Genomic DNA, 26186 nt, shown 5'->3' on the forward strand with positions numbered 1-26186 from the left:
AAATAACCGCTTTTTTTTTATTGTAATTCTTGTATTCTTTGTTGAAGTAATTCAGGATCAGATAATGCATCCCAACCAATGTAAGCAACAATTCCTATGATATAAGCAATAAACAATACGTTTAAAACAATACCAACAATACATAAGATTTTACCTGTTTTAACATTAGAAAATCCTGTGTATTCTTCTGGCGAGGCAAGATATACTTGTTTTGCTTTTTTAGCTAAAACAAGACCAACTATACCTAGAATTAAACCAATAATACCATAACAGCAACAAGTTACAATAGATAATATTCCTAAGATTATTACTCCTGTAGCATTAGGTAGTTTTTGTTTTTCCATGTAATTGTAGTCATTTGAATTTGATACGGTTGGTTTGTCCATTTTTGGTTGATTTTTTTATTAAAGATTAAATATAAAGTTCATTTTTATAATATAGCTAATAGAAATTATTAGCACATTAATAATAGCTAAAGTAAAAATAATTTTTGAAGCATGTTTTAGTTTCAGTTTTTTGTTTATCAAAATAAAAGCAAACAAAAAAACTAATGTAAAAATTGCTGGATACAATTGAAAAGCTTCTGTGAATTCTCCTTTTACAAGATGAACTACAGAACGCTGAATACCACATCCTGGACAATCAATTCCGAAGAATTTTTTATTTAAACAAGGTAATAAGTAGTCTTGTATGTTAAATTTTAAGAACATTACTTAAACATATCCATTCCAGGAATATTTGGCATTCCGCCTTTTGCTGCTGCTGCAAGTTCTTGTTCGTTAATTTCGCCCGCTCTTTTTAAAGCTTTATTTAAGGTTAAAACTAAGTAATCTTCTAATTCTTCTGCATCAGAAAGTAAAGAGTTGTCTATGTTTATAGCTCTAATTTCTCTATTTGCAGTAACGGTTACTTTTATTTTTCCTTCAGATGAAGATTCATCAATAAGTACATTGTTTAAACGTTGTTTTGTTTCTTCAACTTTTTTTTGAGCATCTTTCAGCTTGTCCATCATTCCAGATAAATCTCCAAACATTATTCTTTCGTTATAAATTAATAGGAAACAAACTTAGTGCTTTTCAATTTAATTTAAAATCAACTTGCATAAAAAAAAGGAGCGATTAATATCGCTCCTTTTATCAATTTTAGAATTCCTATTATTACTATTTTGTAGTGTCTTTCTTTTTATTACCAAACAAACCACCTAAAACACTTTTAATTTTATCTTTAGTATCGTTATTTGTTTTGGTAGAATCTTTATTAACAGTATCATTTTTAGTGTTACCTAAGCCTAATAAGTTTTTAATTTTATCTTCTCCTTTATCAATTAAATCTTGCTTTTGCTTTTCAACTAATTGTTTTACCAAATTAGTAGTTGCGTCTTTAATATTTGTAGAAAAACTAGGACTAGTAAAACTACCCGTTAAGTTTGCATTTACCGGAATTGTTTTAATATCTTCTGTTTGTTTAGGAGATAATTTAGAGAGTAAACTGGTTGCTTCTGTGCCTAGATATTTAACAGGAACATTAAAAGTAATGTCATAATTCATTGAATTATCAAAACCATGTTTACCACCAATTTGCATTTCAATATCGTTATAATTAAGGTTGAAAGGTTTTACATTTACGTTACCATTTTCAAAAGTAAATAAAGCCTTTACATTATTAAGATTTAGTTTGCTGATGTCTAAAAAATCTACTTTAGAACTTACTGCTTTTAATACGGTAGAATTGCTAGCTTTTAACTTAGTATCTAATAATTGCCCTAATAAATCTCCAGAAATAGATTTTAAATCTGGTGTCATATCTTCATTTAAAAGACCAGATACTTTTATGGTAGAGTTTATTTTCCCTTCAATAGTTTTTGCAATAGGAGCAATGGCTTTTAGCATTTCTAAATTCCCAAAAGAGTCAGCAATATTTAACTCTTTTAAGTTTAAATTCATATTAAATTTAGAAGTATCTCCTTTGGTTGAGACATTTCCATCAAAACCAATATTTCCACCAAAAACATCCGTTTTTAAGTTTTGTAAGTCTACCGCTTCATCTTTAATAAATAGGTTTCCAGAAACATTAGACAGGTTAATATTGTCATAAACAACGGTTTTTGCTTTTGCATTTAACTTGATGTCTAAAAAAGATGGAATTTTCAGTTTTACTGTTTTAGTATCAGTTTCGCCTTCGGTTTTTGTTTCGGTTGAAAGAAAATCGGCAACTTTTAAATTGTTAGAATTTAAATCAAAATTTCCCTTTAAAACTTGGTCTTTAAATAAGAAACCATAAAAATTATTTAAATTTCCGTTTAAAGAAAGATCCGATGTTCCTGTTTTTGCTTTAAACTCATTTAGTTTTATTGAATTTGTATTGAATGCAATGGAAGTTTTATCAATAAAGAAAGGTTTTGCAACATCTTTACCTTCATATTTAAAGCTGTTTAAAGAAATAGTTCCTGCATTTTTAATTTGCTGATAATTTCCTTTTTCAACAGCATTCATATCAAAATTTGTGGTAACGTCTGCTTTTAAAATTCCTGCTAATTCATTTTCTAATTTAACCGGATATACTTTGCTAATATTAGCTAAATTAATAACACCGTTTGCCGTAATATTAACCTTTGGGTTTGTAGTAATGTTGCTAATATTTCCGTTTGAAGAAAAAACATCTTCATCAATTTTAAAATTCAGTTTATTAACGTTTACATACGTGTCTTTTAAATTTCCAGTTTTGTTAATTATTTTAGAATTGATGTTTATATTTTTAACCGATTTTGGTAAATCGGCATATTTAAACATTGCGTTGTTAGATGAAAATGAAATGTCTAAAGTTGGAATTGTATTTTTAGAATAGGTTCCTTTTACAACACCGTTTAAGTCAAAATTCCCTTCAGTTTTAATCGATTTTAAATTACCTGAATATTGAGAAGGCAATAAAGCTAATGCATTTTTAAAGGATGAAGTAGGTGTTTTAAAACTAATATCATACAATTGACCTTCTTCTACAAGTTGAATAAAACCATTGAATTCTAAAGGCAGCTGATTAATATAACCTGTGTTTTCTTTAAAAGTGTATTTAGAGTTTTTAAGGTCAATTCCTAAAACGGCATCCAAAGAAACGGCTACATTATTTATGTAATTAACCTTGTCTAAATTAAACGAGACTTTTGCCGTAGATTTTGTGTCTAAATCTAAAATATCATCAGAAAAATTTCCTTTTCCTGTGTGGTAAATACTGTCTAATTGTAATTGTGTATTAGAACTTCTATCTAAATAATTGAATTGCAAATTATCTACTGTATAATCTTGAATATTAAATGAAAAAGAACTGTTATTTTCCGTTGTACTTTCTTGCGTTTCATTTTTTAAAGCAATGTCATAATTTCCAAGCCCTTCTTTATTTAAAATAATATTAACTTTTCCGTTAGCGGTAGCAATACTTTTTAAATCGATGGTTTCATCAGCACTTTTAAAAAGTTCAGTAACCTTCATATTTAGGCTCAATGTTTTAGCTGCGAACAACGTATCGCCAACAAATGGAGCTTTGTTTGCTACAGAAACATTATTAACGGTTAAACTAGCTGAAGGAAAGTTTTTTAGAAGGCTTAAATCAGCATCATTAAAGGTAACCGTTGCATTTAAATTATTGTTAATAGTTTGGGTAACCATTTGTACAATTTTATCTTTAAATACATACGGAATTGCAACTAACGCAATTAATACAATAACAAGTATAGAAATACTCCATTTAAGTATTCTTTTAGTAAGTGATTTTTGCTGTTTTTCCTTTTTCATAAATCAAAAAATATGTGTTAAATTAACGGATTACAAAGATACTTTTTTAACAATTTAAAATTCAGGGTTTTATTGTTAAATAAACCTCAAAGATGTATAATTTAAACAGAATTAGTGCGTTATAAAATAAATGCCAAACCAAATTAAATTTAAATCAACTAAAAATGAAAAATCAACTGCTATTAGTTACAGTTTTTAGTCTTATTTTTGCTACCGCTTGTAAAAAAGAGCAAAAGAAAGAAATGAAAGACAATAATGCTACACCACCAGTTGCAGAAAAGCAACCAAAGGAATTAGAAATTCACGGAGACAAACGTACAGACAATTATTTTTGGATGCGTCTTTCTGAAGAACAAAAAAATGCTAAAGAAAAAGACGCTCAAACACAAAAAGTGTATGATTATCTAAATGAAGAAAATGCTTATTTTGATGAAGTAACTGCGTATACAAAAGATTTTCAAGAAACATTATTTCAAGAAATGAAAGGTAGAATTAAGGAAGACGATTCTTCTGTTCCTTATAAAAATAGAGGTTATTTCTATATAACGCGTTATGAAAAAGGGCAACAATATCCTATTTATGCTCGTAAAAAAGGAAATTTAGAAGCTACAGAAGAAATAATGTTTAATGTAAATGATGAAGCAAAAGGGCACGATTATTTTCAATTAGGCGGTTTAAGTGTTTCTCCAGATAATAAATTAGCATCTTTTGCAGTAGATACAGTAAGTAGAAGACAATATTTTATTAGAATTAAAAATTTAGAAACGGGTAAAATTTATAATGATATTATAGAAAATACTACAGGAGGTTCTACTTGGGCAAACGATAATAAAACGTTGTTTTATGCTAAAAAAGACCCAATAACGTTACGTAGTTCTAAAATTTACAAACACGTTTTAGGTTCAGATTCTAAGTTAGATGAGTTAGTTTTTGAAGAAAAAGACGAAACATATAACGCATTTGTTTACAAAACAAAATCAGATAAATATATTGTTGTTGGTTCTTCAGCAACGGTTTCTACGGAATATCAAGTTTTAGATGCAGATAATCCGAATGGCGAATTAAAAATGATTCAAGCTCGTGAGCGTGATTTAGAATATGATATTGCACATTACGGAGATTATTTTTACATAAAAACCAATAAAGATGGCGCAACTAATTTTAAGTTGATGAAAACGCCAGTAAATAAAACTTCAAAAGAAAACTGGGTAGATGTAATTCCGCATAGAGATGATACATTATTGGAAGACATTTCAATCTTTAAAGAATATTTAGTTTTAGAAGAAAGAAACGAAGGTTTAAATAAAGTTCGCATTAAGCGTTGGGACAATAAAGCTGATTATTATTTACCGTTTGATGAAGAAACCTACGCAGCAGGAGTGTATGGAAACCCAGAATTTGATACCGATGTAATTAGATATTCATATACATCAATGACAACACCAAATTCGGTGGTAGATTTTAATATGAGCGATAAATCTAAAGACGTTAAAAAAGAACAAGAAGTACTTGGAGGTAAATTTAATAAAGCAAATTATATAAGCGAACGTGTTTGGGTTACTGCAAGAGATGGAAAAAAAGTTGCCGTTTCAATTGTACGTCATATAGACACTAAATTAGGTAAAGACACACCATTATTGCAATATGCTTATGGATCTTATGGTTATACAATTCCAGATAGTTTTAGCACAACACGTTTAAGTTTATTAGACAGAGGTTTTGTATACGCATTGGCGCACATTCGTGGAAGCCAGTATTTAGGAAGAGAATGGTACGAAGATGGTAAAATGCTGAACAAGAAAAATACGTTTACAGATTTTATTGATTGCTCAAAATATTTAATTGAAAATAATTACACTTCAGCTGAACATTTATACGCAAGTGGAGGTTCTGCAGGAGGTTTATTAATGGGAGCAATAGTAAATATGAATCCAGAATTGTACAACGGAATTATATCAGCTGTGCCATTTGTAGATGTAATTTCTACCATGTTAGATGAAAGTATTCCATTAACTACTGGAGAATTTGACGAATGGGGAAATCCGAAGGATAAAGAATATTACGACTATATAAAATCGTATTCACCTTACGACCAAGTTAAAGCACAAACCTATCCAAATATGTTGGTAACAACAGGTTTACACGATAGTCAAGTACAATATTGGGAACCAGCAAAATGGGTTGCAAAATTACGTGAGTTAAAAACGGATGATAATTTATTAATGATGCACACAAATATGGAAGCTGGTCATGGTGGAGCTTCTGGTAGATTTGATGCTTTAAAGGAAGTTGCAAGAGATTATACCTTCTTTTTAGCACTAGAAAATAAGATTGATAACGTAAAGGTTAAGCTGTAGTTTTATAATTCTATAAGAAAACGTACTTTTGCGGTCGATTGGAGGAACCTCATAGCATTCAGTCTATGAGGTTTTTTTATGAATACTAATAATAGAAATGACTAGAAATCAAAACGTTTACAACAATATTTTAGAACTAATTGGTCAAACACCATTAGTTAAATTGAATAGAGTTACAGCAAATTTAGAAGGTGTTTTTTACGCAAAAATAGAGTCTTTTAATCCTGGTCAATCTGCAAAAGATAGAATTGCATTACATATTATTGAAAATGCTGAGAAAAAAGGAATTCTAAAACCAGGCGATACTATTGTAGAAACTACTTCTGGAAATACTGGTTTTTCAATTGCAATGATAGCTTTAGTTAAAGGTTATAAATGTATATTGTCTGTAAGTGATAAATCTTCTCAAAATAAAATTGATGTTTTAAAAACAATGGGAGCAGAGGTACATGTTTGTCCTGCAAATGTACCTGCAAAAGATCCTCGTTCATATTACGAAACAGCAAAAAGAATTCACAGAGAAACACCAAATTCAATTTATATAAATCAGTATTTTAATGAATTGAATATTGAAGCGCATTACAGATCTACTGGTCCAGAAATTTGGGAACAAACAAAGGGAAAAGTAACACATGTTGTTGTTGCAAGTGGAACAGGAGGAACAATCTCAGGAACGGGTAAGTTTTTAAAAGAGCAAAATCCTACTATTAAAGTATTAGGAGTTGATGCTGTTGGTTCTGTTTTGAAGAAATATCATGAAACTTGCAAGTTTGATGAAAATGAAATAAAACCTTATAAAATTGAAGGTTTAGGTAAGAATTTAATTCCTTCTGCTACAGATTTTGATGTAATAGATGTCTATGAAAAAGTAACCGATAAAGAGGCAGCTTTATCATCTAGAGCTTTAGTCCAAGAAGAAGGTTTACTTTGCGGTTACACTTCAGGAGCTGTTATACAAGCAACCAAACAATACGCAGAAAAAGGAATGTTTTCTAAAGATAGCGTAGTTGTTTTAATACTTCCAGATCACGGAATAAGATATATGGATAAAATATATTCTGATTCTTGGATGCGTGAAAATGAGTTTTTGAAATAAAAAAAGCACATTTTTAAATGTGCTTTTTTATTATCAATTTTTATAATTTCATTATTATTTAGAAATATCCAATTTAGTATCAAATTGTAGTGTTCTAATAGGAAACGGAATGTTTATGTTTTCTTTATCAAAAGCTTTTTTAATTTCCTTTATTGCTTTATTTTTTGCTATCATTTTTTCTAATGAGTTTTCAGCATCAATCCAAAATCTACATAAAAAATTTATAGAACTACCACCAAATTCTGTGTAATAAAACTCTACGTTTTCATTACTTAAAACCTGATCAAAGTTTTTAGCAATAGTTTCTTTTGTTAAAGCTTCAACCTTTTCTAAATCAGATTCATAACCAACACCACATTCTAATTTCACTCTCATTCTTGTAGTAAGAGAATAGTTTTTTAATGGGCTTTCTAAAACATCTTTATTGGGTATAATTACTATATTATTATCTGCTTCTCTTATAACAAACTCTTTTAAGTTAATATCAATAACTTCACCTGAAAACCCATTTGTTTCTACCCAGTTTCCAATTTTAATACGTTCTCTAAAAGATAAAACAATACCAGAAATAGTATTAGATAATGTACCTTGTAAAGATAAACCAATAACTGCACCAGCAATACCTGCTGTAGTTAATAAAGAGGTTAAAGCTTCGTCTAAATTTAAAATATTTAGGGCAATAAATAAACCAGCCAATATTATTATAACAGAAATAATTTTACTTATTACTCCACTAACTGCTTTCTTTTTTACTTTTTTTGAAACAATTTTTTCAGTTAGTATACTTACTTTTTGAGATATAAAAAATGATATTATTAAAACTAGTGTGGCTACAACTATATTTGGAAGGTTACTCAATAAAGAGTTCCACCAGTTGTCAATTGTATTTGTTGCTTTACTTATTGCCTTTTCTGCTTGCATTGTGTTTTTTGTTTTTATGATAATATTATTTCGCTTTTAAATTGTTCAACGGTATTTTTAGACCATGCATTTAGCATCCAACTTGTTTTTTCTAATTGGCCAATATAACCGCTAATCATATCTATTGTGCCTTCGTCTTTTGCTTGATCTGCTTTTTTTATAACATTATTCATTTGAATTAATAATGTTTTATGGTCTTCTAATAAAATATAAACCATGTCTTTATCAGTTTTAAAAGGAGTTTCTTCTGATATTGAAGAGATTTTTAAATACTTACTATATCTACTTATTGGATGATATTGTAATGTAACTATCCTTTCTGCTATTTCATCAATTTTAGTTCTTGCATCTGTGTACATTTCTTCAAATTTTTCATGTAATTCAAAGAAGTTTTTTCCAGTAATATTCCAATGGAAATTTCTTAATTTCTGATAGTAAATGTGATAATCTGCTAATAATTGATTTAACTCTTTAGCTACAGGTAATATTTTTTCTGTTTGTATGTTTAGGTAATTCATTGTTTTTTAATTTTAAGTTATTTTTAAATAAAAAAGGATGGTAAGAAACCATCCTTTAGGTATGTATTATTTAAATTATTAAAATGCTTCTGAATTCAATTTATAGTCTTCATAATAAGAAGCGATAAAGTCTCCTTCTTGATTAAAATACCCAGAACCAGTATAGTTCTTATCTTCTAAATCATCAGTATCTGGACTGTGGATTATTTTAGTTAAATTAATATTAGAGTCTTTTGCTAATGATGTTCCTGCTGGTAAAGAATAATTTACTTTTACTGCTCTGTCATAATAAGCATCATTATCTTCATTAATCATTACAATTTTAGTAACACTAATTGGGGTTTCAATTCTTTGTTGATTTAATTGGTGTTTTTGATTCGGATTAAGTCTTACTTCTGTTTCTTTTAATGTAATTATTTTTACATCTTTTTCAACAGATTTTCCATCTTCAATAGTTGTAAGAGTCATCTTTTCAGTTTTTTCTATTAAATCTATTTGCACTACGTTTTCTTGTGCAAATAATAATCCAGTTGATAATAATGTTAAGGTTAAAATGAAATTTTTCATAATATATATGTTTTAAATTTTTAGTAATTTATTTTTTAGAAGCTTACTATTTTACTTCTGTAATATTCGTTGTTAAACAAATACACTACAAAAGTATGGTAGAGATATAGTTTGTTTTTGCTCATATCAATTCATTCTTTGCTCATTTCGTAAAAAACAACTTAAATAATGATTTTTATTGCATTATTTACATCTTAATAAATAAAAGTGTGATTTATTTGTATAATTTTAACATTTAGAACAAGGTGTTGTGTTGTAGTTAGGTAGGTGCTTTAGTTTTAAGTTTTTTCAATATTTTTAAGCATAGCTTTTTGCACATTACTATTATTCTGTAAAATTTAGTGAGGTTTGCGTTATTCTTTAAATGAATGTCTATTGTTGTTTAATTATGTTTAAATGAGCAAATATTTTTTTGTTTTGAGTTAAAAAATAACTTGTACGTAATATACTTTTGAAGTGATAAAATAGCTCAGCTTATAAAGTATAAGTGAATTGTCTTTTTTGATTAATAAAACAAATTATGAATTATAAACTTTCAAATGTAGCCAGTAAAACTATGTTAGAAGATTTTACAAAGTTAAAGTTAAAACATCCAAATATTTATAAACCAAAATTAAAAATTGATGGACGTAAAGAGCAAACAATAAGTGTTATAACTATAGAAAACACTAACGAAATTACTTATGGAATTTGGGGCATTTTACCTCAAGGATTTAAGGAGGATTGGAGTAAGTTTCAGAAAATAAAAAGAACATTACATGTGTATAAAGAAGATGTTTTTACAAATATTTTATACAAGAAGTCTTTAAGTAAGAGAAGATGTTTAATTTTAGTTACTGGGTTTTATATGCATAAATTAAGTGAAAATTATGTTGAAAATTTTTTAGTAGAAAAGAAAAATCAACAACCATTTTACTTGGCAGGTATATATAATAAAACAGAAGATGGTTTTATAACATGTTCAGTAATAAACACAAAAGCAAATAAAAAGTTAAATGCAATTAATAATTTATATGAAGTAATGCCTCTTCAAATACCAGAAATTTTCAAAAATAAATGGTTAAGTGCCAGTACAGCATTAGAAGATATTAAATTTTTAATTTCTAAACCTTATGCAACTAAATTTAGTGTGCAAAAAATTGCTGCTAGGTAGTTTTATTAAGCAGTTTTTATTTTTGCATTTTGCTTGTTTTTTAAAAATTTACTAGGACTAATACCATATTTCTTTTTAAATATTTTGGAAAAATAACTTCTACTGCTAAACCCAATTGAATATACAATTTGTGATATATTATAATCGGTATTATTAATTAAATCACGTGCTTCTTCTAGTCTTACATGTCTTATATATTCAATTACAGTTCTAGAGAAAAGCATTTTAAAACCTTCCTGTAATTTTGCTTGTGGTAAACCTAAAGAATTAGCCAATTCTTCTACATTATAATCTTCGGCTACATTGTTAGAAATCTTTTGTGCAACTTTTCTAACACTATTCAATTCTTTTTTACTTAGCGAAGTGTTAGGTTGTTTATTTGTTTTTACATCTTTATTATGTTGTAGAATATGTTCTGATAAAATTTGATAAATTATACCTTCTTTTATCAAAATTTTAATCATTCCTTTTTGCTTAACCTTATTAAACTTTTTAATTAGGTTCGCTAATTTTAAGTTGAATGTTCCAAAGTAAGCAAAGACATTTTCATGTTGTTGATCATGAAAAACCTCATACAAACGCTTGTTTAATTGTGAGGCATCATTTAATCTTTTTTTAATAAAATTTACTCTATTAATTTGAATAAGATGAATGTGATTTTTAACATTTTTTTCAAAGTAACCGTAATTATAACCACCATCTTTACTCGTAATAATTACAGATTGAAATTGCGCTAATTTTCTTTTGTTTTCTTCTAATTCAAACCTATGAAAACTATGGCCTTCAGAAGTGTAGGTAAAGTGAATCGGGTTAAATTCAGAAGTATCCATAACTAATACAATATCTTCTAAAAAAGTTATATCATATTCTAAAACACTTCCTCCCCATTCAAACGTAATAAAAGTAATTTTACCTGTAGCAATCTTATTATTAACACTCAAAACATATTCGCCCCAACGTTCTATAATTGTACCACCAATAATTTCTTGAATTTGTTTTACAGTACCTTCAGTACTTTTCGCAGTAATATTAATTGTTATCATAAGTTAGTTCTACAAAAAATAAAGATATAGTTTTTATATGAGTTAATAATCATATCTATAGAGCAAATAAAGATTTTGTGTTTGCAGTAATTTTACATCATAATTAATTAAAACATATATAAGATGATAAACAAAAAATTACTTACCGTAGTATTATTTTTAATTGCAGGAACAATTTCTGCACAAGAAATTTCTAAAAACGCTTTAGGTTTAAGAGTAGGAGATAACGATGGTTTTGGAGGGGAAATTTCTTATCAAAGATATTTAACTGATAATAACAGATTAGAATTTGATTTAGGCTTTAGAAATTCTAATAATTTAGATGCATTTAAATTAGTGGGATTATATCAATGGGTAAATCCATTAGGAGATAATTTTAACTGGTTTGTTGGTGCAGGTGCTGGAGTTGGTTCTTATAGCTCTCCAGGAAATGATGGATCATTTTTCCTTGCAGCTGCAGATTTAGGTATAGAATATAACTTTGATATTCCTTTAATAATGTCTTTAGATGTTAGGCCAGAATTAGGTTTTAACGATAGTTATAGTGACGATTTAGATTTTGATATAGCTTTAGGTATTAGGTACCAGTTCTAGAAATGAAATACTAATCAATAAAAAATTTAAATTATGAATAAAACGATAAAAACAATTTTAATAGTAGTAGCAATTGCAATTTTAGTTTATGGAGGTTATCAATTAATAACACCTGAAGCATCTGTAGACATAGGAATTGCTGAGTTTGAGTCTCAAAACAATAAAAATGCATACACAACAATAGGTGTTGGTGTAGTAATATTGTTAGCAACACTTTTACTAGGAAAGAATAAATAAATTCAAAAAAGCGAAGTATATACTTCGCTTTTTTTTAAGAAAATTTTAATTTTTAATATTTATATATTTCGTAACTTTTACCAATCAATTAAAAACTACTCAATATGCCAAACTACACTTTAAAAATTAACGGAAAATCTGTTGCTGTTTCTGCAGATGCAGATACACCATTATTATGGGTTTTAAGAGATGAACTCAATATGGTTGGAACCAAGTTTGGCTGTGGAATTGCACAGTGTGGCGCATGTACTATTCACTTGGATGGTATAGCAATGCGTAGTTGTCAATTACAAATTTCTATGATAGATTCTGAAGAGATTACAACAATTGAGGGCTTGTCAGAAGAAGGAAATCATCCATTACAAGAAGCTTGGAAAGAAGTAGATGTACCACAATGTGGTTATTGCCAAGCAGGCCAAATTATGACTGCTGCTTCCTTCTTAAAAGAAAATCCATCACCTTCTCAAGATGAAATAAGACAAGCAATGCACGGTAATTTGTGTAGATGTGCTTCGTATAATAGAATAGAAAAAGCTGTAGCAATTGCTGCTAAAAAAATGTCTTAAAACTTAAATTATGAGCACAAAAGAAAACAAATTTACGTTTAGCAGAAGAAATTTTTTAAAAACATCAGCTTTGGCAAGTGGTGGAATTATGATTGGTTTCAATCTATTATCAGCTTGTAAACCCAACGTAACACCATCTGTAGATATAGAAAATTTAAACTTCAATGATTTTAATGCATTTATTAAAATTTCTAATGAAGGATATGTAACTATTTTTTCACCAAACCCAGAAATTGGACAAGGAGTAAAAACATCGATGCCAATGCTTATTGCAGAAGAATTAGATGTTGAGTGGAATAAAGTTCATGTAGCACAAGCACCTTTAGATACAAAAAATTATCAACGTCAATTAGCAGGAGGAAGTCAATCTATTCGTTTTGGGTGGGAAGCTTTAAGACAAACTGGAGCAACTACAAAGCAAATGTTAGTGAATGCTGCTGCTGTTAAATGGAATGTTGATGCAGCAACCTGTTCTGCTTCAAAAGGAATAATTACCAATGCAAAAGGTGAAACTTTAGGGTATGGAGATGTTGTAAATGAAGCAGCACTTTTAGAAGTTCCAGAAAATGTAACATTAAAAAAGCCTTCTGAATTTACAATTATTGGTACAAATGCTATTAATGTAGATTTACCAAAGATAGTTACAGGAAAACCTTTGTTTGGTTTAGATTATGTAGCTGAAGGAATGTTGTATGCATCAGTATTACGTCCGCCAGTATTTGGCCAAGAATTAGTTTCTTTTGATGCTTCAGAAGCTAAAAAGGTGAATGGAGTTATAGACGTAATTACAATTGGAGATAAAGTAAGAAAGTTTAAAGAAGCAGGTAAAAGTAACTGGACTTTTAAAATGTCTAGTACAGATAAAGTTGTAGTTATTGCCAAAAATACCTGGTCAACTATTAAAGGTAAAAAAGCATTAAATGCAAAATGGAAAAATGTAGCTAAATTAGAAAGTACCGAAACTCACGATAAAGAGCTTACTAAAATTCTAGATTCAAAAGATATTACGGTAAGAAGGGAAGATGGAAATGTTGAAAAAGCATTTGCACAAGCAGATAAAATAGTAGAGAAAACCTATCATTCTCCATTTTTGCCACATAATTGTTTAGAACCTATGAACTTTTATGCAAATGTAACTCCAGAAAAAGTACATTTAGTTGGTCCTGTACAAACAGCAGAATTTGCTGCCATTGTAGCTTCTGAAATGTTAGGTTACGATTTAGATAAAGTTCATGTAGAAATGACAAGAATGGGTGGAGGTTTTGGAAGACGTTTGTATGGCGATTTTGCTTATGAAGCTCTAGAAATATCTAATGCAATTAAGAAACCTGTAAAAATGATTTCTACTAGGGAAGATGATATGACTACAGGTGTTTATAGACCTGCAATAAAATATAGAATTGCCGCATCTATAAAAGACAATAAAATTACAGGTTATCACTTAAAAGAAGCTGCAATAAATAGCAATATGTATGGTTTAATTCCTAACTTTTTTCCTGCTGGTTGTATTCCGAATTATAAAGTTTCTACCGGCAATTATAAAAGTGATATTACTACTGGAGCTTGGCGAGCGCCATACACCAACTTTTTAGCGTTTGCAGAGCAAAGTTTCTTTGATGAGTTAGCGCAAGAGTTAAATATTGATGCGGTTCAATTACGAATTGATTTACTGCAAAATGTAAAAGGAACAAAAGATGAAAAAATAGAATATTCTGGTCAACGAATGGAAGACACCATAAAACTGGCTGCCGAAAAAGGCGGTTGGGGAAAAGCAAAAGAAGGTGTTTATCAAGGTTTTTCAGCATATTATAGCCATAATACACATGTTGCTGAGTTAGCAGAAGTTGTTATTAAAGATGGTTTACCTGTAGTTACTAAAGTAGTTGCTGCGGTAGATTGTGGAATTGTTGTAAATCCAACTGGAGCTAAAAATCAAGTTGAAGGTGGTGTTTTAGACGGAATTGGACATGCAATGTATGGCGATTTAACGTTTAAAGACGGAAAACCATCGAATAAAAACTTTGACACTTATCGTTTAATAAGAATGAATGAAACTCCTAAAGTTGAAGTGCATTTTGTAGAAAATGAATTGTCACCAACTGGATTAGGAGAACCTGGACTTCCGCCAGCCGGTGGAGCAGTGGCAAACGCAATACATAAAGCATTAGGTAAACGAATGTATAAACAACCATTTATTGCTGAACTAAAAAAAGAAGAAAATATAGTTGGTTAAATATTAATAGATATTTATTTTAAAATGAATCCCCTAAAATGTAAGGCTTTTAGGGGATTTTTTTGCTTAAATAAATAAATGTAATTGCAAGGAACTAAGCAATCACTTTAATTATTAGATTGTCTTAATTTAGTGAAAAGTAAACTCTAAAATGACAAAACTTACTAAGTATGTCCGCGTCCGAAATTGCAGCATTTGTCAATGCCCTTCATAAACAAATATCGATTAAGAAAAGCCTGCACGAACGTCTTGAAAAAACCATTTGAATAACTCTTAAAAAAACGTTAATTTTGCCTCTTGATTAAAATTTTAAGGAACAAATGGTGAAGGATTTATTTGATAGAATTAAGAGTGATAAAGGACCGTTAGGAAAATGGGCAGATAAAGCAGAGGGATATTATGTTTTTCCAAAGTTAGAAGGACCGATTTCTAACAGAATGTCTTTTAACGGTAAGAAAGTAGTTACTTGGAGTATCAATGATTATTTAGGTTTGGCAAATCATCCAGAGGTTTTAAAAGCCGATGGAGAATCTGCTGCAACAGACGGATTAGCGTATCCAATGGGTGCAAGAATGATGTCTGGTCATACAAAATACCACGAGCAATTAGAGCAAGAATGTGCTGAGTTTGTGGATAAAGAAGCTGCGTATTTAGTAAACTTTGGTTACCAAGGAATGGTTTCTGCCATTGATGCTTTGGTAAATAAAGACGATATTATTGTGTACGATATGGACACACATGCTTGTATTATTGACGGTGTTCGTTTGCATGCTGGTAAGCGTTTTGTATATAGACATAACGATATTGAGAGCTGTGAAAAAAACTTGCAACGTGCTACAAGAATGGCTGAAAAAACAGGTGGAGGAATTTTATTAGTTTCTGAAGGTGTTTTTGGAATGCGTGGAGAACAAGGTCGTTTAAAGGAAATTGTTGCGTTAAAAGAGAAATATAATTTTCGTTTATTGGTAGATGATGCACACGGTTTTGGAACTTTAGGAAAAGACGGTAGAGGTACTGGTTTTGAGCAAGGTGTACAAGACGGAATTGACGTTTATTTTGCAACGTTTGCAAAATCTATGGCAGGTATTGGAGCTTTTTTTGCTGCTGATAAAGATATTATACAGTATTTACAGTACAATATGCGTTCTCAGATGTTTGCAAAATCGTTACCAATGCCAATGGTAAAAGGTGCGTTAAAACGTTTGGATATGATACGTACAATGCCAGAATTAAAAGATAATCTTTGGAAAATTACCAATGCATTACAATCTGGTTTACGTACTGCCGGTTTCGATTTAGGAACTACGCAAACATGTATTACTCCAGTATATTTAAAAGGAGAAATACCAGAAGCAATGGCAATGGTACACGATTTACGTGAAAACCACAGTGTATTTTGTTCTATTGTTGTGTATCCTGTAATTCCTAAAGGATTAATTATTTTAAGATTAATTCCTACGGCAAGACACACTCAAGAGGATGTAGATGAAACCATTACAGCGTTTTCTGCTATTAGAGAAAAATTAGAAGACGGAACTTATAAGAAAGTTGCTGCGGCAATGATGTAAGTTTTTGTAATTTATATAATTGAAAATCCAGCTGAAAAGGCTGGATTTTTTATTTTTTTTTACCGATTTGGCATACATTAATAGGTTAACTGACAAAGTTGCTGATTATCAGTTTATAAACAGCAGTTTTCTCTTTTGGCTTGATTTTGGTCTTTAAGGAAGTAGTAAATAAAAAAAAGAATTTTTACATTAATAATATAATATGAGTCAAGTAAAAGAGAACAGTACAGTAGTAGTACATTATACAGGTAAATTAACTGACGGACAAATTTTTGATACGTCTGAAGGAAAAGAACCTGCAGAATTTGTTTTGGGGCAAGGAAGATTAATTCCAGGTTTTGAAAACGGTTTAATTGATATGAAATTAAACGAAAAGAAAACCATTACAATTCTTAAAGCTGATGCTTATGGAGATGTTGTTAAAGAAATGATTCAGGAAGTTAAGAAAACAGATTTACCACAAGATATGGAGCCACAAGTTGGTATGGGACTTGTTTCTAAAGCACCAGATGGTCAAGAAATTAATTTAATGATTGCTGAGGTTAAAGAAGATACTATTGTTATAGATGGTAATCATCCTTTAGCTGGTAGAGATCTTATTTTTGATCTTGAAGTTATTGAGATTAAAGAAACTGTAATTGCTGAATAAAGCAAAAACATTTATTTCTTATAAAATTGAAAAAAATCCAGTTCGTAGAGCTGGATTTTTTTGTGAAATTTATATTTTATGATGAAATAGTCATAGATAGTAATTGAAAGTTAAGGTATATCAATAAAATACTTTTCAGTTAAAGGTTCGTCTTGCCAAAAAGCGATTTTAAAGGTCCAATAAGGTTTGTCTTCATAGAGAAAATGATAGTTTCCCCAAGTATATTCAAAGTTGTAACTCTTTTGCATTTCTTCACTATAAACTTTTCCAAAAAGATATGCAGAAGTGCTTCCACTAACTCTTCCTGTATGTAATTCAACTTTATCTATAGTAACTTCCGTTCCAATAGGTAGCTTAGTTATTACTTCTAATTCAGTATCCATTCCATAACTAGAGCCATCTTCTAAATGAAACTTATAATTTTCATCTTTAAATGTATCAGGATTTATTATTATTAAAACGGGTTTTTTAGTTATAAGCTTTTTGTTTACAATTGTTGAAAAAGGTTTGTCTTTAGAACTATCTCTGTATTTTGGTAAAGTAAGTGTGTAGAACATTAAGCACATAAAACAGAAACCAATCACTAAAAATAATCCGCAACCTATTACTATTTTTTTCATACTAAGTTTATAAAATAATATTAATGAATCTCTATATTTATAACGTACAATCCGTTAAGGGTAAGATTTTTTAAAGCTTTTGATTAATGAGAAACTAAGTTTTTACCTTAAAATTTCATTCCAACTTTAAAATTTAAGACTCTACCAGTCATAAAATTTGGAATTCCGTATTGTTGTTTAGAATACACGTCACGCACCCAAGTATTGGTGTTAGAATTTAAAATGTCAAACATATTAAAAAGCTCTAAACCAGCTGTTAATTCTTTAAAATTACTTAAAAAACCTGTTTTATATTGTTTTTTAGCATCTGTAAAAACATATGAAACACCAATATCTGCACGTTTGTAGTCTTTTAACCTGTTCTGAAATTCATATACATCTGCGTAGGCTGGTGAACCTCCAGGTAAACCTGTATTGTACACCAAGTTTAAATAAGCTTTTAAATCTGGTAAATTTGGCACATAATCTTGAAATAAAATTCCCACTTTTATACGTTGGTCGGTTGGTCTTGCAATATAACCTTGGTCATTTATGTTTTCCTCAGTTTTTAGATAGCCTAAACTAACCCAGCTTTCGCTACCAGGAACAAACTCGCCATTTAAACGAACGTCTAATCCGTATGCATACGCATCAGTTACATTGTCTGCTCGATATCTAATTCTTACATTATCAACTGTATATGAGTTTACATCTGATAAATCTTTATAATACAATTCTGTAGTTAGTTTAAATGGACGTTCCCAAAGTCTAAAACTATATTCATTTCCGGCAACAATATGAATGGATTTTTGTGCTTTTACTTCTGGATGAACCTCACCATTATTATCTCTTAATTCTTTGTAAAATGGAGGTTGAGAATACCAACCACCAGAAATTCTGAATAACATGTCTTTGTCCCAATCTGGTTTTATAGCAAATTGACCTCTTGGACTAAATATAAAGTGACTTTCTTCAGACAAATCATTAGCATTAACCGACCAACTTTGTGCTCTTACACCTGCATTAAACCAAACTTGATGTTCATTTAACATCGTTTTTCTGCTGAATTGAACAAAACCAGAAACTCTGTTGATATCTACATCGTTTTCTGCTCTAATATCTTGAAAAGGTTCAATTGGTCCTGTAAAAGAAGTGTAAGGTTGGTTATTACCTATATTATGATGTGGTGGACGAATGGAAAAACCTAAAGAATCGATGATTTCCCATTCTCTAATGCGGTCTTTAATATTTTCTGTTTGATATTTTACGCCTGCGCGCCATTCGTTTTTACCGTCTTTTAAAATTGCTCTTACTTGAATATTTGTAATTAATGCATCTAAATCGTTACGAGCATGATTAATTTGCGAACCAATTCCTTCAGAAAATTGGACATCACCAAAATTATCGGAACCAATATTGCTATCAACTTCACCTAAATTATAAGAAGCCGCAATATCAAAATATTCTTCTTCTTGCGTGTTAAAACTTGAAACTGTTGTGGTAATTTTTAAATTTTCATTCACCTGATAATCAGCAGACAATGCGCCAAAAAGAGTTTGGTAACTATCTTTTTCTTGTCCGTCATAATAAACAATTAATTCTAACGGATCTACAACGGTTCCAAAACGAGTTCTACGAGATAATGGTTTGTAATTGTAATCGTTTAATGAGTAATTTCCTAAGAAGTTTAGAGACAGTTTTTCGTTAACTTCATAAGACAGAAACGTTTGAATATCTGTAAATTTTGGTCTAAAGTTAACTTCAGTTTGCTTACTATTTACAAACAAACTGTTGTCTCTATAACGAACGCCAAGAATTGCGCTTAGTTTATTGTTTAGTAAAGTACCTTCAAGAGTTGCACTTCCACCTAAAAGACTCATATCTATTTGCGCTCCAAATTCAGTTGGTTTTCTGTAGGTAATGTCTAAAACAGACGATAATTTATCGCCGTATTTTGCTTGAAATCCACCAGCAGAAAAATTAATATTCTGAATCATATGAGAATTAATGAAACTTAAACCTTCTTGCTGCCCAGAACGAACAAGAAAAGGTCTGTAAATTTCAATTCCGTTTACATACACAAGGTTTTCATCAAAATTACCACCACGAACATTGTATTGTGTGCTTAACTCATTGTTGTTGCTAACTCCAGGAAGTGTCATTAAAACATTTTCTACACCAGCATTTGCACCAATTAGGTTTTTGACTTTTTCGGTTGAAATTGTTGTGATTCCTTCGGCTTCTTTTCTGCTGTTTTTTATAATTACTTCTTCAATTTCTTGTGTTTTAAAGCGTAAAGTAGGCGAGTAGGTAAAAGTTTTTACGCCACGAGCTGTAAATTTCTTATTGACAGATTTGTATGAAACGTGTGTAAAAGTAACCGCAACAGTTTTACGAATAGGAATGTTAAATTGATAACGACCTTCTTTGTCTGTTGTTGTTCCTTTACCAAGGTAAGAAATTGCTACACCTTCAATAGGAGCATTGTATTTATTGGTGATTTTACCTTTAACAGTAGCTGTTTTTTGAGCAAAAAGCACAGATGGTATTAGTATAAATAACAGTAAAATATGTTTCAAAATATATATGCTTTAGGTCTTATTTTCTGAAAAATGTTGCTGAAATATTTTTGGTATTTCCAACATTATCAGAGACTACAAGTTTAAAAAGATGTTTGCTGCCAACCAACTTTTTATCATTAAAATTATAGGTTAAAATTCCGCGTTTATGATTGTATTCCATTAAAACCCATTCTCCATCTATAGTTGCTCTAAAGTTTTTAATTCCTGAGCCAATATCAGAAATTTTAACCTTTAGCGTTTTAGCTTTAGATAACCATTGTTCATTTTTAAAATTTAGTAATGAAATTTTTGGACTTAATTTATCTGAAAGTAACTTATAACTTCCAAGCGTTTTGGTAGTACAATAAAATGTAGTTTCTTTTTTCTTTGTTGCAACGTACCTTGGATATTTTTTATTGGTAACATTGGCAATATATAGTTGTTCTTTTTCTGCTCCAGAATAAGAGGAAACATCAAATGTTAATGTAAATTTTTTATCTAACGGAATTGTAGATTCATGCACTTTAGCAACACCGTTTTCAACTTTAAAATCTAAAAACAAATCTTTATAAAACGTGTTTTTAGGAAAAGCAATAGTTACATTTTCTTGTTGAAACTTGTTGAATTTTTTTGCTGTAATTTTATATGCTGTAGTGTCTTTTGCAGAAAATGTTGTGTTGTTTGCAACTCCTTTTACAGGTATTTGTAAAGTGGAAGAATTTCCTTTAAAATCCTTTGCAATAATTTCTATGTTATAATTTACTCCTTCTTCAATATAAATTTTTCCATTATCTAATAAATCGCTGTAAATACTTAGTTTGTTAGCTTTTACTTTATGTGTTTTTTGAAATCGGCTTTTAAATTTTTTGTAAAAAGGATAATCAATTAGTAGGTTTATGAATTTACTTTCAGCAAAAGAGAAGGTTTCTACATCGTGATAATAGTAACGTTCTCCGTTTACATTCATTTCTAGGCTGTAAATTCCGTTTTTGTTATTGGCACCATTTAATCTATCAAAAGCATTAACACCAAAACCAATATAACCGTTAGCCGTAATTCTATTGGTTACGTATTTATTATCTCCAACATTTTTTATATTTAAAACAACATCTTTAGAAGTTTTATTGATGCGAGAATTGTTATCTAAAGCATAAACTTTCGCTTTTTGTAAAGTTGGTGATTTTGTGTCTTCAGGAAAAATTCCAAAATGCATCGGATTTATAATGTGTTCAGTAGCCGTATCACGAATTTCAAAATGTAAATGCGGACCACCAGAACCGCCAGTATCGCCTGTAAAACCAATAATGTCGCCTTTTTTTACAGGAAACTTATCTTCCGAAGGGAAAATATTACCAGTTTGATAATTTTCTTTTTTGTACTGAATGCTTTTTACATAACTTTCTATAGGTTCTTCAAATTTTTGAAGATGTGCATAAACCGTTGTGTAACCGTTGTAATGTGTAATGTAAATTGCTTTTCCAAAACCCCATTGAGAAACTTTTATTCTAGAAACATAACCATCAGCCGGAGCATAAATTTTAATTCCTTCTTTCCCTTGTGTTTTAATGTCTAAACCAGAGTGGAAGTGATTGCTACGCAACTCTCCAAAGGTACCAGATAATACAAGCGGAATTTTTAAAGGATTTTCAAAATCGGTTTGTGGATATTTTTGAGAAAATCCAAAGTAATAAATAAAAATAAATATGAGTAAAATGTGTTTTTTCAAAGTGCAATGTTTAACTGCTAAAGTACTAAATTTGTGCCAAATTTATAATGAGCTTAGTGTTCTGAATAACAGTAGTTTAATAAAAAGATAAAATTTTATTGCTTTATTAAGAAGAGAATGTTAAATTTGGGCTATAGTTTATTCTTAAATTGATAGATGAGTAATACGTTAAAAGCCATTCATTTATTGGAAGAAAAGTTGCAAAACTTACTTGCCAATTATGAATTTTTACAAGAAGAAAACAAGGCTTTGTTACAAAATAACACAAGTTTACAACATCTATTAAAAGAAAAAGATAAGCAAATTAATAAACAAGCTGAACAATATAGTTTGTTAAAAGTTGCTAAAACTATTGAAGGTAGTAAAGAAAATACAAGAGAAACAAAACTCAAAATAAATGCTTTAATTAGGGAGATTGATAAATGCATTCTTCAATTAAATTCATAAAAAAAAAGTTCTTTAAGTGGCAAAATTAAAAGTTAATGTAGTAATAGCTGGTCGTACATATCCATTGAGTGTTAATAACACAGAAGAAGAAGAAGGTATGCGTAAAGCAGCAAAAAGCATTAATGAGTTAGTTACTAAATATGAACAAAATTATGCGGTAAGCGATAAACAAGATGTGTTGGCAATGTGTGCCTTACAATTTGCATCTAAAGCAGCTATAACTTCAATAATTACTGAAGTAGAAAATACCGAAGCATTAGAAAAGATAAATGAACTTACACAAATAGTAAGCTCGCATTTAGAGTAAAAAAGTTCTTTAAAATACATTACAATACTGCCTACATTAGTACATTGTTTGTTAAACTCAACGTTATAGATTTAAAAAGGATGAGTTTTGGTTAGGAAAGCATGCCGTTATTATTAGTTTACTAATTTTTAGACGGATCCTTGATAAGCCAGTTAGTCCTAAACCTGTTTTTTAGGAGTTTTAAAAAACCTTGCTGATGTAGGCTTTTTTTATATATATAAATCAACAATTATGAACGAAATAGTACTTCTTGCAGTTGCAGGAATAGTTGGAATAGTAATCGGTTTTTTGATTGCTAAAATGTTAGAGAAATCTAAATCTAATAAATTAATATTAAAAACTAAAAAAGAAGCTAGAAGCATCTTAAAAGAGGCAAATGTAGAAGCTCAATCTATAAAAAAAGATAAAATATTACAAGCTAAAGAAAAATTTATAGAGTTAAAATCTGAGCACGAAAAAGTAATTTTAACTAGAGAAAAGAAAATTGGTGACGTTGAAAAACGTATTAGAGATAAAGAATCTAGAGTATCTTCTGAATTAGATAAAGGCACAAAACTTAATAAGTCTTTAGCTCAAAAAGAAAAAGACTTCGATTATAAATTAGAGTTTTTAGATAAAAAAGAAAGTGAGTTAGAAAAAATGCACAAGCGTCATGTAGATATGCTTGAGCAAATTTCTGGCTTATCTGCAGATGAAGCAAAAGCAGAATTAGTAACATCTTTAAAGGATGAAGCTAAAACTGACGCTATGGCTTTTATTCAGAACTCTATTGAAGAAGCTAAACTTACTGCTGAACAAGAAGCACGTAAAGTTGTTTTAGGAACTATACAAAGAGTAGGTGTTGAGCAAGCAGTAGAAAACTGTGTATCTGTGTTTAACTTAGAGTCAGATGACGTTAAAGGACGTATTATTGGACGAGAAGGTAGAAACATTAGAGCTTTAGAAGCTGCAACAGGAGTAGAAATTATTGTAGATGATACACCAGAAGCAATTATACTTTCTTGTTTCGATTCTGTACGTAGAGAGGTTGCACGTTTATCGATGCATAAATTAGTTACTGATGGTAGAATTCACCCAGCAAGAATTGAAGAAGTTGTTAAGAAAACTGAAAAACAAATAAATCAAGAGATTATAGAAGTTGGTAAGCGTACGGTTATCGATTTAGGGATTCACGGTTTACATCCAGAATTAATTAAAGCTGTTGGTAGAATGAAATATCGTTCTTCTTATGGACAAAATTTATTACAACACTCCCGTGAAGTTGCAAATCTTTGTGGTATTATGGCTGCTGAAATGGGCTTAAATGCAAAAGCAGCAAAACGAGCAGGTTTATTACATGATATTGGTAAAGTGCCAGATACAGAAAGCGAATTACCGCACGCACTATTAGGAATGCAGTGGGCAGAAAAATATGGCGAAAAACCAGATGTTTGTAATGCTATTGGTGCTCACCACGACGAAATAGAAATGAAGAGTTTATTGTCTCCAATTGTACAAGTATGTGATGCTATTTCAGGAGCAAGACCAGGAGCAAGAAGACAAGTTTTAGATTCTTACATACAGCGTTTAAAAGATTTAGAAGAAATTGCATTTGGTTTTACAGGTGTTCAGAAAGCATATGCTATTCAAGCCGGTCGTGAGTTACGTGTTATGGTAGAAAGTGCTAAAGTAAATGACACTAAAGCAGCAGAATTATCATTTAATATTTCTCAGAAAATACAAAATGATATGACATATCCAGGTCAAGTTAAAGTTACTGTAATTAGAGAAACTAGAGCGGTAAATGTTGCGAAATAAAGTTCATTTAAATTTAAAAATAATTAAGGACTACATTATTATGTAGTCCTTTTTTTATGATTTTTTAACTCATTTTAGTGACTTTTTTACTTATTTTTGTGTCTAAAAAATTGTTAAACAATTTGTTTGACATCAAAAGTCTCCTTTGAATGAAGAAGAAAAATGGTTTTCTCATTTTTATTTTATCATTGATTATAAACACTACTTATAGTCAATGTGTAGATGACGTTATTTTAAATGTAAATCCTACAAATCATTTTGTAGGACCTTCAGCGAACTGTGCTAATAATACAGGGGGAGATCCAACAAGTAATACATTTAATTATTCAGCAAATACATCTTGTTATGATGTGGCTGATGTTTCAATTACAATTATACCTGACAACCCAAATACTTCTGGAAACCCAGGTTTTGAGGGTGGAGATCGTGTTGAAATTACTTTAACAGATGATAATGGAAGTACTACTACAACTATAAATGGGAGTACTTATAATGGAGGTAATAGTAACACTTTTACTGCAACAAGAATAAATCCAGGTGATAATTTAAGTATCGATGTTTTCATTAGAATTCAAGGTAATAACAATACAGCAAATGGTGGAGGTTGTTGGGAGCGTCTTCGTGTTACTAATGTAAATGTAACCGGATCAGATTCAACCTCTCCAGTAACCCCAACAATTGCAGATGAGACTTTTGAGTGTAACGGAATACCAATTACACCAACCACAACAGATAGTGGATGTCCTACTTTAATATCAGGTACAACTACAACAACTTTTCCAATTACTACATTAGGGACTACAGTTGTAACGTGGACATTTACGGATGATTGTGGAAATTCAACAACAGCAGATCAGAATGTAATCATTCAAGATACAACAGCACCAGTAGCAGATGTAGCAACATTGGCTGATGTAACCGATCAGTGTGAAGTAACTGCGTTGACAGCCCCAACAGCAACGGATAATTGTGGTGGAACAGTGATTGTCACAAACGATGCAACATTGCCAATCACCACTCAAGGAACTACGGTTGTAACTTGGACGTATGACGATGGGAATGGAAATACATCTACTCAAGCACAAAATGTTGTTATAACCGATACAACAGCACCAGTAGCAGATGTAGCAACATTGGCTGATGTAACCGATCAGTGTGAAGTAACTGCGTTGACAGCCCCAACAGCAACGGATAATTGTGGTGGAACAGTGATTGTCACAAACGATGCAACATTACCAATCACCACTCAAGGAACTACGGTTGTAACTTGGACGTATGACGATGGGAATGGAAATACATCTACTCAAGCACAAAATGTTGTTATAACCGATACAACAGCACCAGTAGCAGATGTAGCAACATTGGCTGATGTAACCGATCAGTGTGAAGTAACTGCGTTGACAGCCCCAACAGCAACGGATAATTGTGGTGGAACAGTGATTGTCACAAACGATGCAACATT

General features: G+C 30.2%; 24 protein-coding genes and 1 other RNA gene. 14 read left to right on the plus strand and 11 right to left on the minus strand.

The window, feature by feature from the left end:
• Window positions 1-17: 17 nt before the first annotated feature.
• The 4 genes from L1S33_RS10275 to L1S33_RS10290 form a co-directional block, all read right to left on the minus strand.
• On the minus strand, window positions 18-386 hold the full coding sequence (locus L1S33_RS10275) for a CCC motif membrane protein (RefSeq protein WP_394801770.1): 369 nt from the start codon (window positions 384-386) through the stop codon (window positions 18-20).
• A gap of 18 nt (window positions 387-404) precedes the next feature.
• Entirely contained in the window at window positions 405-710 is a 306-nt protein-coding gene (locus L1S33_RS10280) for a DUF2752 domain-containing protein (RefSeq protein WP_240562265.1), read from the minus strand.
• The gene (locus tag L1S33_RS10285; protein WP_240552093.1) at window positions 710-1033 is read right to left on the minus strand and encodes a YbaB/EbfC family nucleoid-associated protein; all 324 of its coding nucleotides are present in this window, start codon (window positions 1031-1033) and stop codon (window positions 710-712) included. The genes L1S33_RS10280 and L1S33_RS10285 overlap by 1 nt, the downstream gene beginning before the upstream one ends.
• Before the next feature lie 127 nt (window positions 1034-1160).
• Window positions 1161-3785, minus strand: a complete 2625-nt coding sequence (locus L1S33_RS10290; RefSeq protein ID WP_240562266.1) for an AsmA-like C-terminal region-containing protein — start codon at window positions 3783-3785, stop codon at window positions 1161-1163.
• A 164-nt stretch (window positions 3786-3949) separates the two neighbouring features.
• Here L1S33_RS10290 and L1S33_RS10295 point away from each other — a divergent pair, with 164 nt between their 5' ends.
• Both L1S33_RS10295 and L1S33_RS10300 read left to right on the plus strand, forming a co-directional pair.
• Window positions 3950-6142 (plus strand): S9 family peptidase, encoded by a 2193-nt coding sequence (locus L1S33_RS10295; RefSeq protein ID WP_394801771.1) that lies wholly within the window; start codon window positions 3950-3952, stop codon window positions 6140-6142.
• 97 nt (window positions 6143-6239) lie between these two features.
• The gene (locus L1S33_RS10300) at window positions 6240-7238 is read left to right on the plus strand and encodes a PLP-dependent cysteine synthase family protein (RefSeq protein ID WP_240562267.1); all 999 of its coding nucleotides are present in this window, start codon (window positions 6240-6242) and stop codon (window positions 7236-7238) included.
• 54 nt (window positions 7239-7292) lie between these two features.
• Here L1S33_RS10300 and L1S33_RS10305 read toward each other — a convergent pair whose 3' ends face one another.
• From L1S33_RS10305 to L1S33_RS10315, 3 genes are all read right to left on the minus strand, one after another.
• A complete protein-coding gene (locus tag L1S33_RS10305; protein ID WP_240562268.1) occupies window positions 7293-8159 on the minus strand; it encodes a mechanosensitive ion channel family protein in 867 nt (288 codons plus the stop codon).
• Between the two features lie 14 nt (window positions 8160-8173).
• Entirely contained in the window at window positions 8174-8677 is a 504-nt protein-coding gene (locus tag L1S33_RS10310) for a Dps family protein (protein ID WP_240552096.1), read from the minus strand.
• A gap of 78 nt (window positions 8678-8755) precedes the next feature.
• Window positions 8756-9244: a hypothetical protein gene (locus tag L1S33_RS10315; protein ID WP_240562269.1), complete on the minus strand. Its 489-nt coding sequence runs from the start codon at window positions 9242-9244 to the stop codon at window positions 8756-8758.
• Between the two features lie 520 nt (window positions 9245-9764).
• On the opposite strand from L1S33_RS10315, the gene L1S33_RS10320 reads away from it, so the two are divergent.
• Window positions 9765-10397, plus strand: a complete 633-nt coding sequence (locus tag L1S33_RS10320; protein WP_240552098.1) for an SOS response-associated peptidase family protein — start codon at window positions 9765-9767, stop codon at window positions 10395-10397.
• A gap of 5 nt (window positions 10398-10402) precedes the next feature.
• Here the strand turns inward: L1S33_RS10320 and L1S33_RS10325 are convergent, their stop codons facing one another.
• Complete coding sequence (locus L1S33_RS10325; RefSeq protein ID WP_240552099.1) at window positions 10403-11440, minus strand: helix-turn-helix domain-containing protein; 1038 nt, start codon at window positions 11438-11440, stop codon at window positions 10403-10405.
• Window positions 11441-11563: 123 nt separating this feature from the next.
• On the opposite strand from L1S33_RS10325, the gene L1S33_RS10330 reads away from it, so the two are divergent.
• From L1S33_RS10330 to L1S33_RS10355, 6 genes are all read left to right on the plus strand, one after another.
• Window positions 11564-12034: a hypothetical protein gene (locus L1S33_RS10330; RefSeq protein WP_240562270.1), complete on the plus strand. Its 471-nt coding sequence runs from the start codon at window positions 11564-11566 to the stop codon at window positions 12032-12034.
• Window positions 12035-12067: 33 nt separating this feature from the next.
• Window positions 12068-12271 carry a hypothetical protein gene (locus L1S33_RS10335; RefSeq protein WP_240552101.1) on the plus strand — a complete coding sequence of 68 codons (204 nt, stop codon included), beginning with the start codon at window positions 12068-12070 and terminating at the stop codon, window positions 12269-12271.
• A 104-nt stretch (window positions 12272-12375) separates the two neighbouring features.
• The gene (locus tag L1S33_RS10340; protein ID WP_240562271.1) at window positions 12376-12837 is read left to right on the plus strand and encodes a (2Fe-2S)-binding protein; all 462 of its coding nucleotides are present in this window, start codon (window positions 12376-12378) and stop codon (window positions 12835-12837) included.
• A gap of 10 nt (window positions 12838-12847) precedes the next feature.
• Window positions 12848-15070 carry a xanthine dehydrogenase family protein molybdopterin-binding subunit gene (locus tag L1S33_RS10345; RefSeq protein WP_240562272.1) on the plus strand — a complete coding sequence of 741 codons (2223 nt, stop codon included), beginning with the start codon at window positions 12848-12850 and terminating at the stop codon, window positions 15068-15070.
• 323 nt (window positions 15071-15393) lie between these two features.
• The gene (locus L1S33_RS10350) at window positions 15394-16638 is read left to right on the plus strand and encodes an aminotransferase class I/II-fold pyridoxal phosphate-dependent enzyme (protein WP_240553053.1); all 1245 of its coding nucleotides are present in this window, start codon (window positions 15394-15396) and stop codon (window positions 16636-16638) included.
• Window positions 16639-16840: 202 nt separating this feature from the next.
• A complete protein-coding gene (locus tag L1S33_RS10355; protein ID WP_240562273.1) occupies window positions 16841-17287 on the plus strand; it encodes an FKBP-type peptidyl-prolyl cis-trans isomerase in 447 nt (148 codons plus the stop codon).
• A 110-nt stretch (window positions 17288-17397) separates the two neighbouring features.
• On the opposite strand, the gene L1S33_RS10360 is transcribed toward L1S33_RS10355, so the two are convergent.
• From L1S33_RS10360 to L1S33_RS10370, 3 genes are all read right to left on the minus strand, one after another.
• Entirely contained in the window at window positions 17398-17907 is a 510-nt protein-coding gene (locus tag L1S33_RS10360; RefSeq protein WP_240562274.1) for a hypothetical protein, read from the minus strand.
• A gap of 107 nt (window positions 17908-18014) precedes the next feature.
• Window positions 18015-20465, minus strand: a complete 2451-nt coding sequence (locus tag L1S33_RS10365) for a TonB-dependent receptor (RefSeq protein ID WP_240552106.1) — start codon at window positions 20463-20465, stop codon at window positions 18015-18017.
• 19 nt (window positions 20466-20484) lie between these two features.
• Complete coding sequence (locus L1S33_RS10370; RefSeq protein ID WP_240562275.1) at window positions 20485-22173, minus strand: M23 family metallopeptidase; 1689 nt, start codon at window positions 22171-22173, stop codon at window positions 20485-20487.
• Window positions 22174-22329: 156 nt separating this feature from the next.
• On the opposite strand from L1S33_RS10370, the gene L1S33_RS10375 reads away from it, so the two are divergent.
• The 5 genes from L1S33_RS10375 to L1S33_RS10395 form a co-directional block, all read left to right on the plus strand.
• Entirely contained in the window at window positions 22330-22620 is a 291-nt protein-coding gene (locus tag L1S33_RS10375) for a hypothetical protein (protein ID WP_240562276.1), read from the plus strand.
• Between the two features lie 16 nt (window positions 22621-22636).
• Window positions 22637-22927, plus strand: a complete 291-nt coding sequence (locus L1S33_RS10380) for a cell division protein ZapA (RefSeq protein ID WP_240552109.1) — start codon at window positions 22637-22639, stop codon at window positions 22925-22927.
• Window positions 22928-22982: 55 nt separating this feature from the next.
• Window positions 22983-23108, plus strand: a non-coding RNA gene (ssrS, locus tag L1S33_RS10385) — 6S RNA.
• A 50-nt stretch (window positions 23109-23158) separates the two neighbouring features.
• Window positions 23159-24724, plus strand: coding sequence for a ribonuclease Y (rny, locus tag L1S33_RS10390; RefSeq protein WP_240562277.1), 1566 nt, complete (start codon window positions 23159-23161; stop codon window positions 24722-24724).
• Window positions 24725-24873: 149 nt separating this feature from the next.
• Window positions 24874-26186: HYR-like domain-containing protein (locus L1S33_RS10395; protein WP_449649494.1), on the plus strand; the 1313-nt coding region annotated here is incomplete at its 3' end.

Origin of the sequence: Tenacibaculum aquimarinum, assembly GCF_022478115.1 — a bacterium.
Classification (GTDB): domain Bacteria; phylum Bacteroidota; class Bacteroidia; order Flavobacteriales; family Flavobacteriaceae; genus Polaribacter; species Polaribacter aquimarinum_A.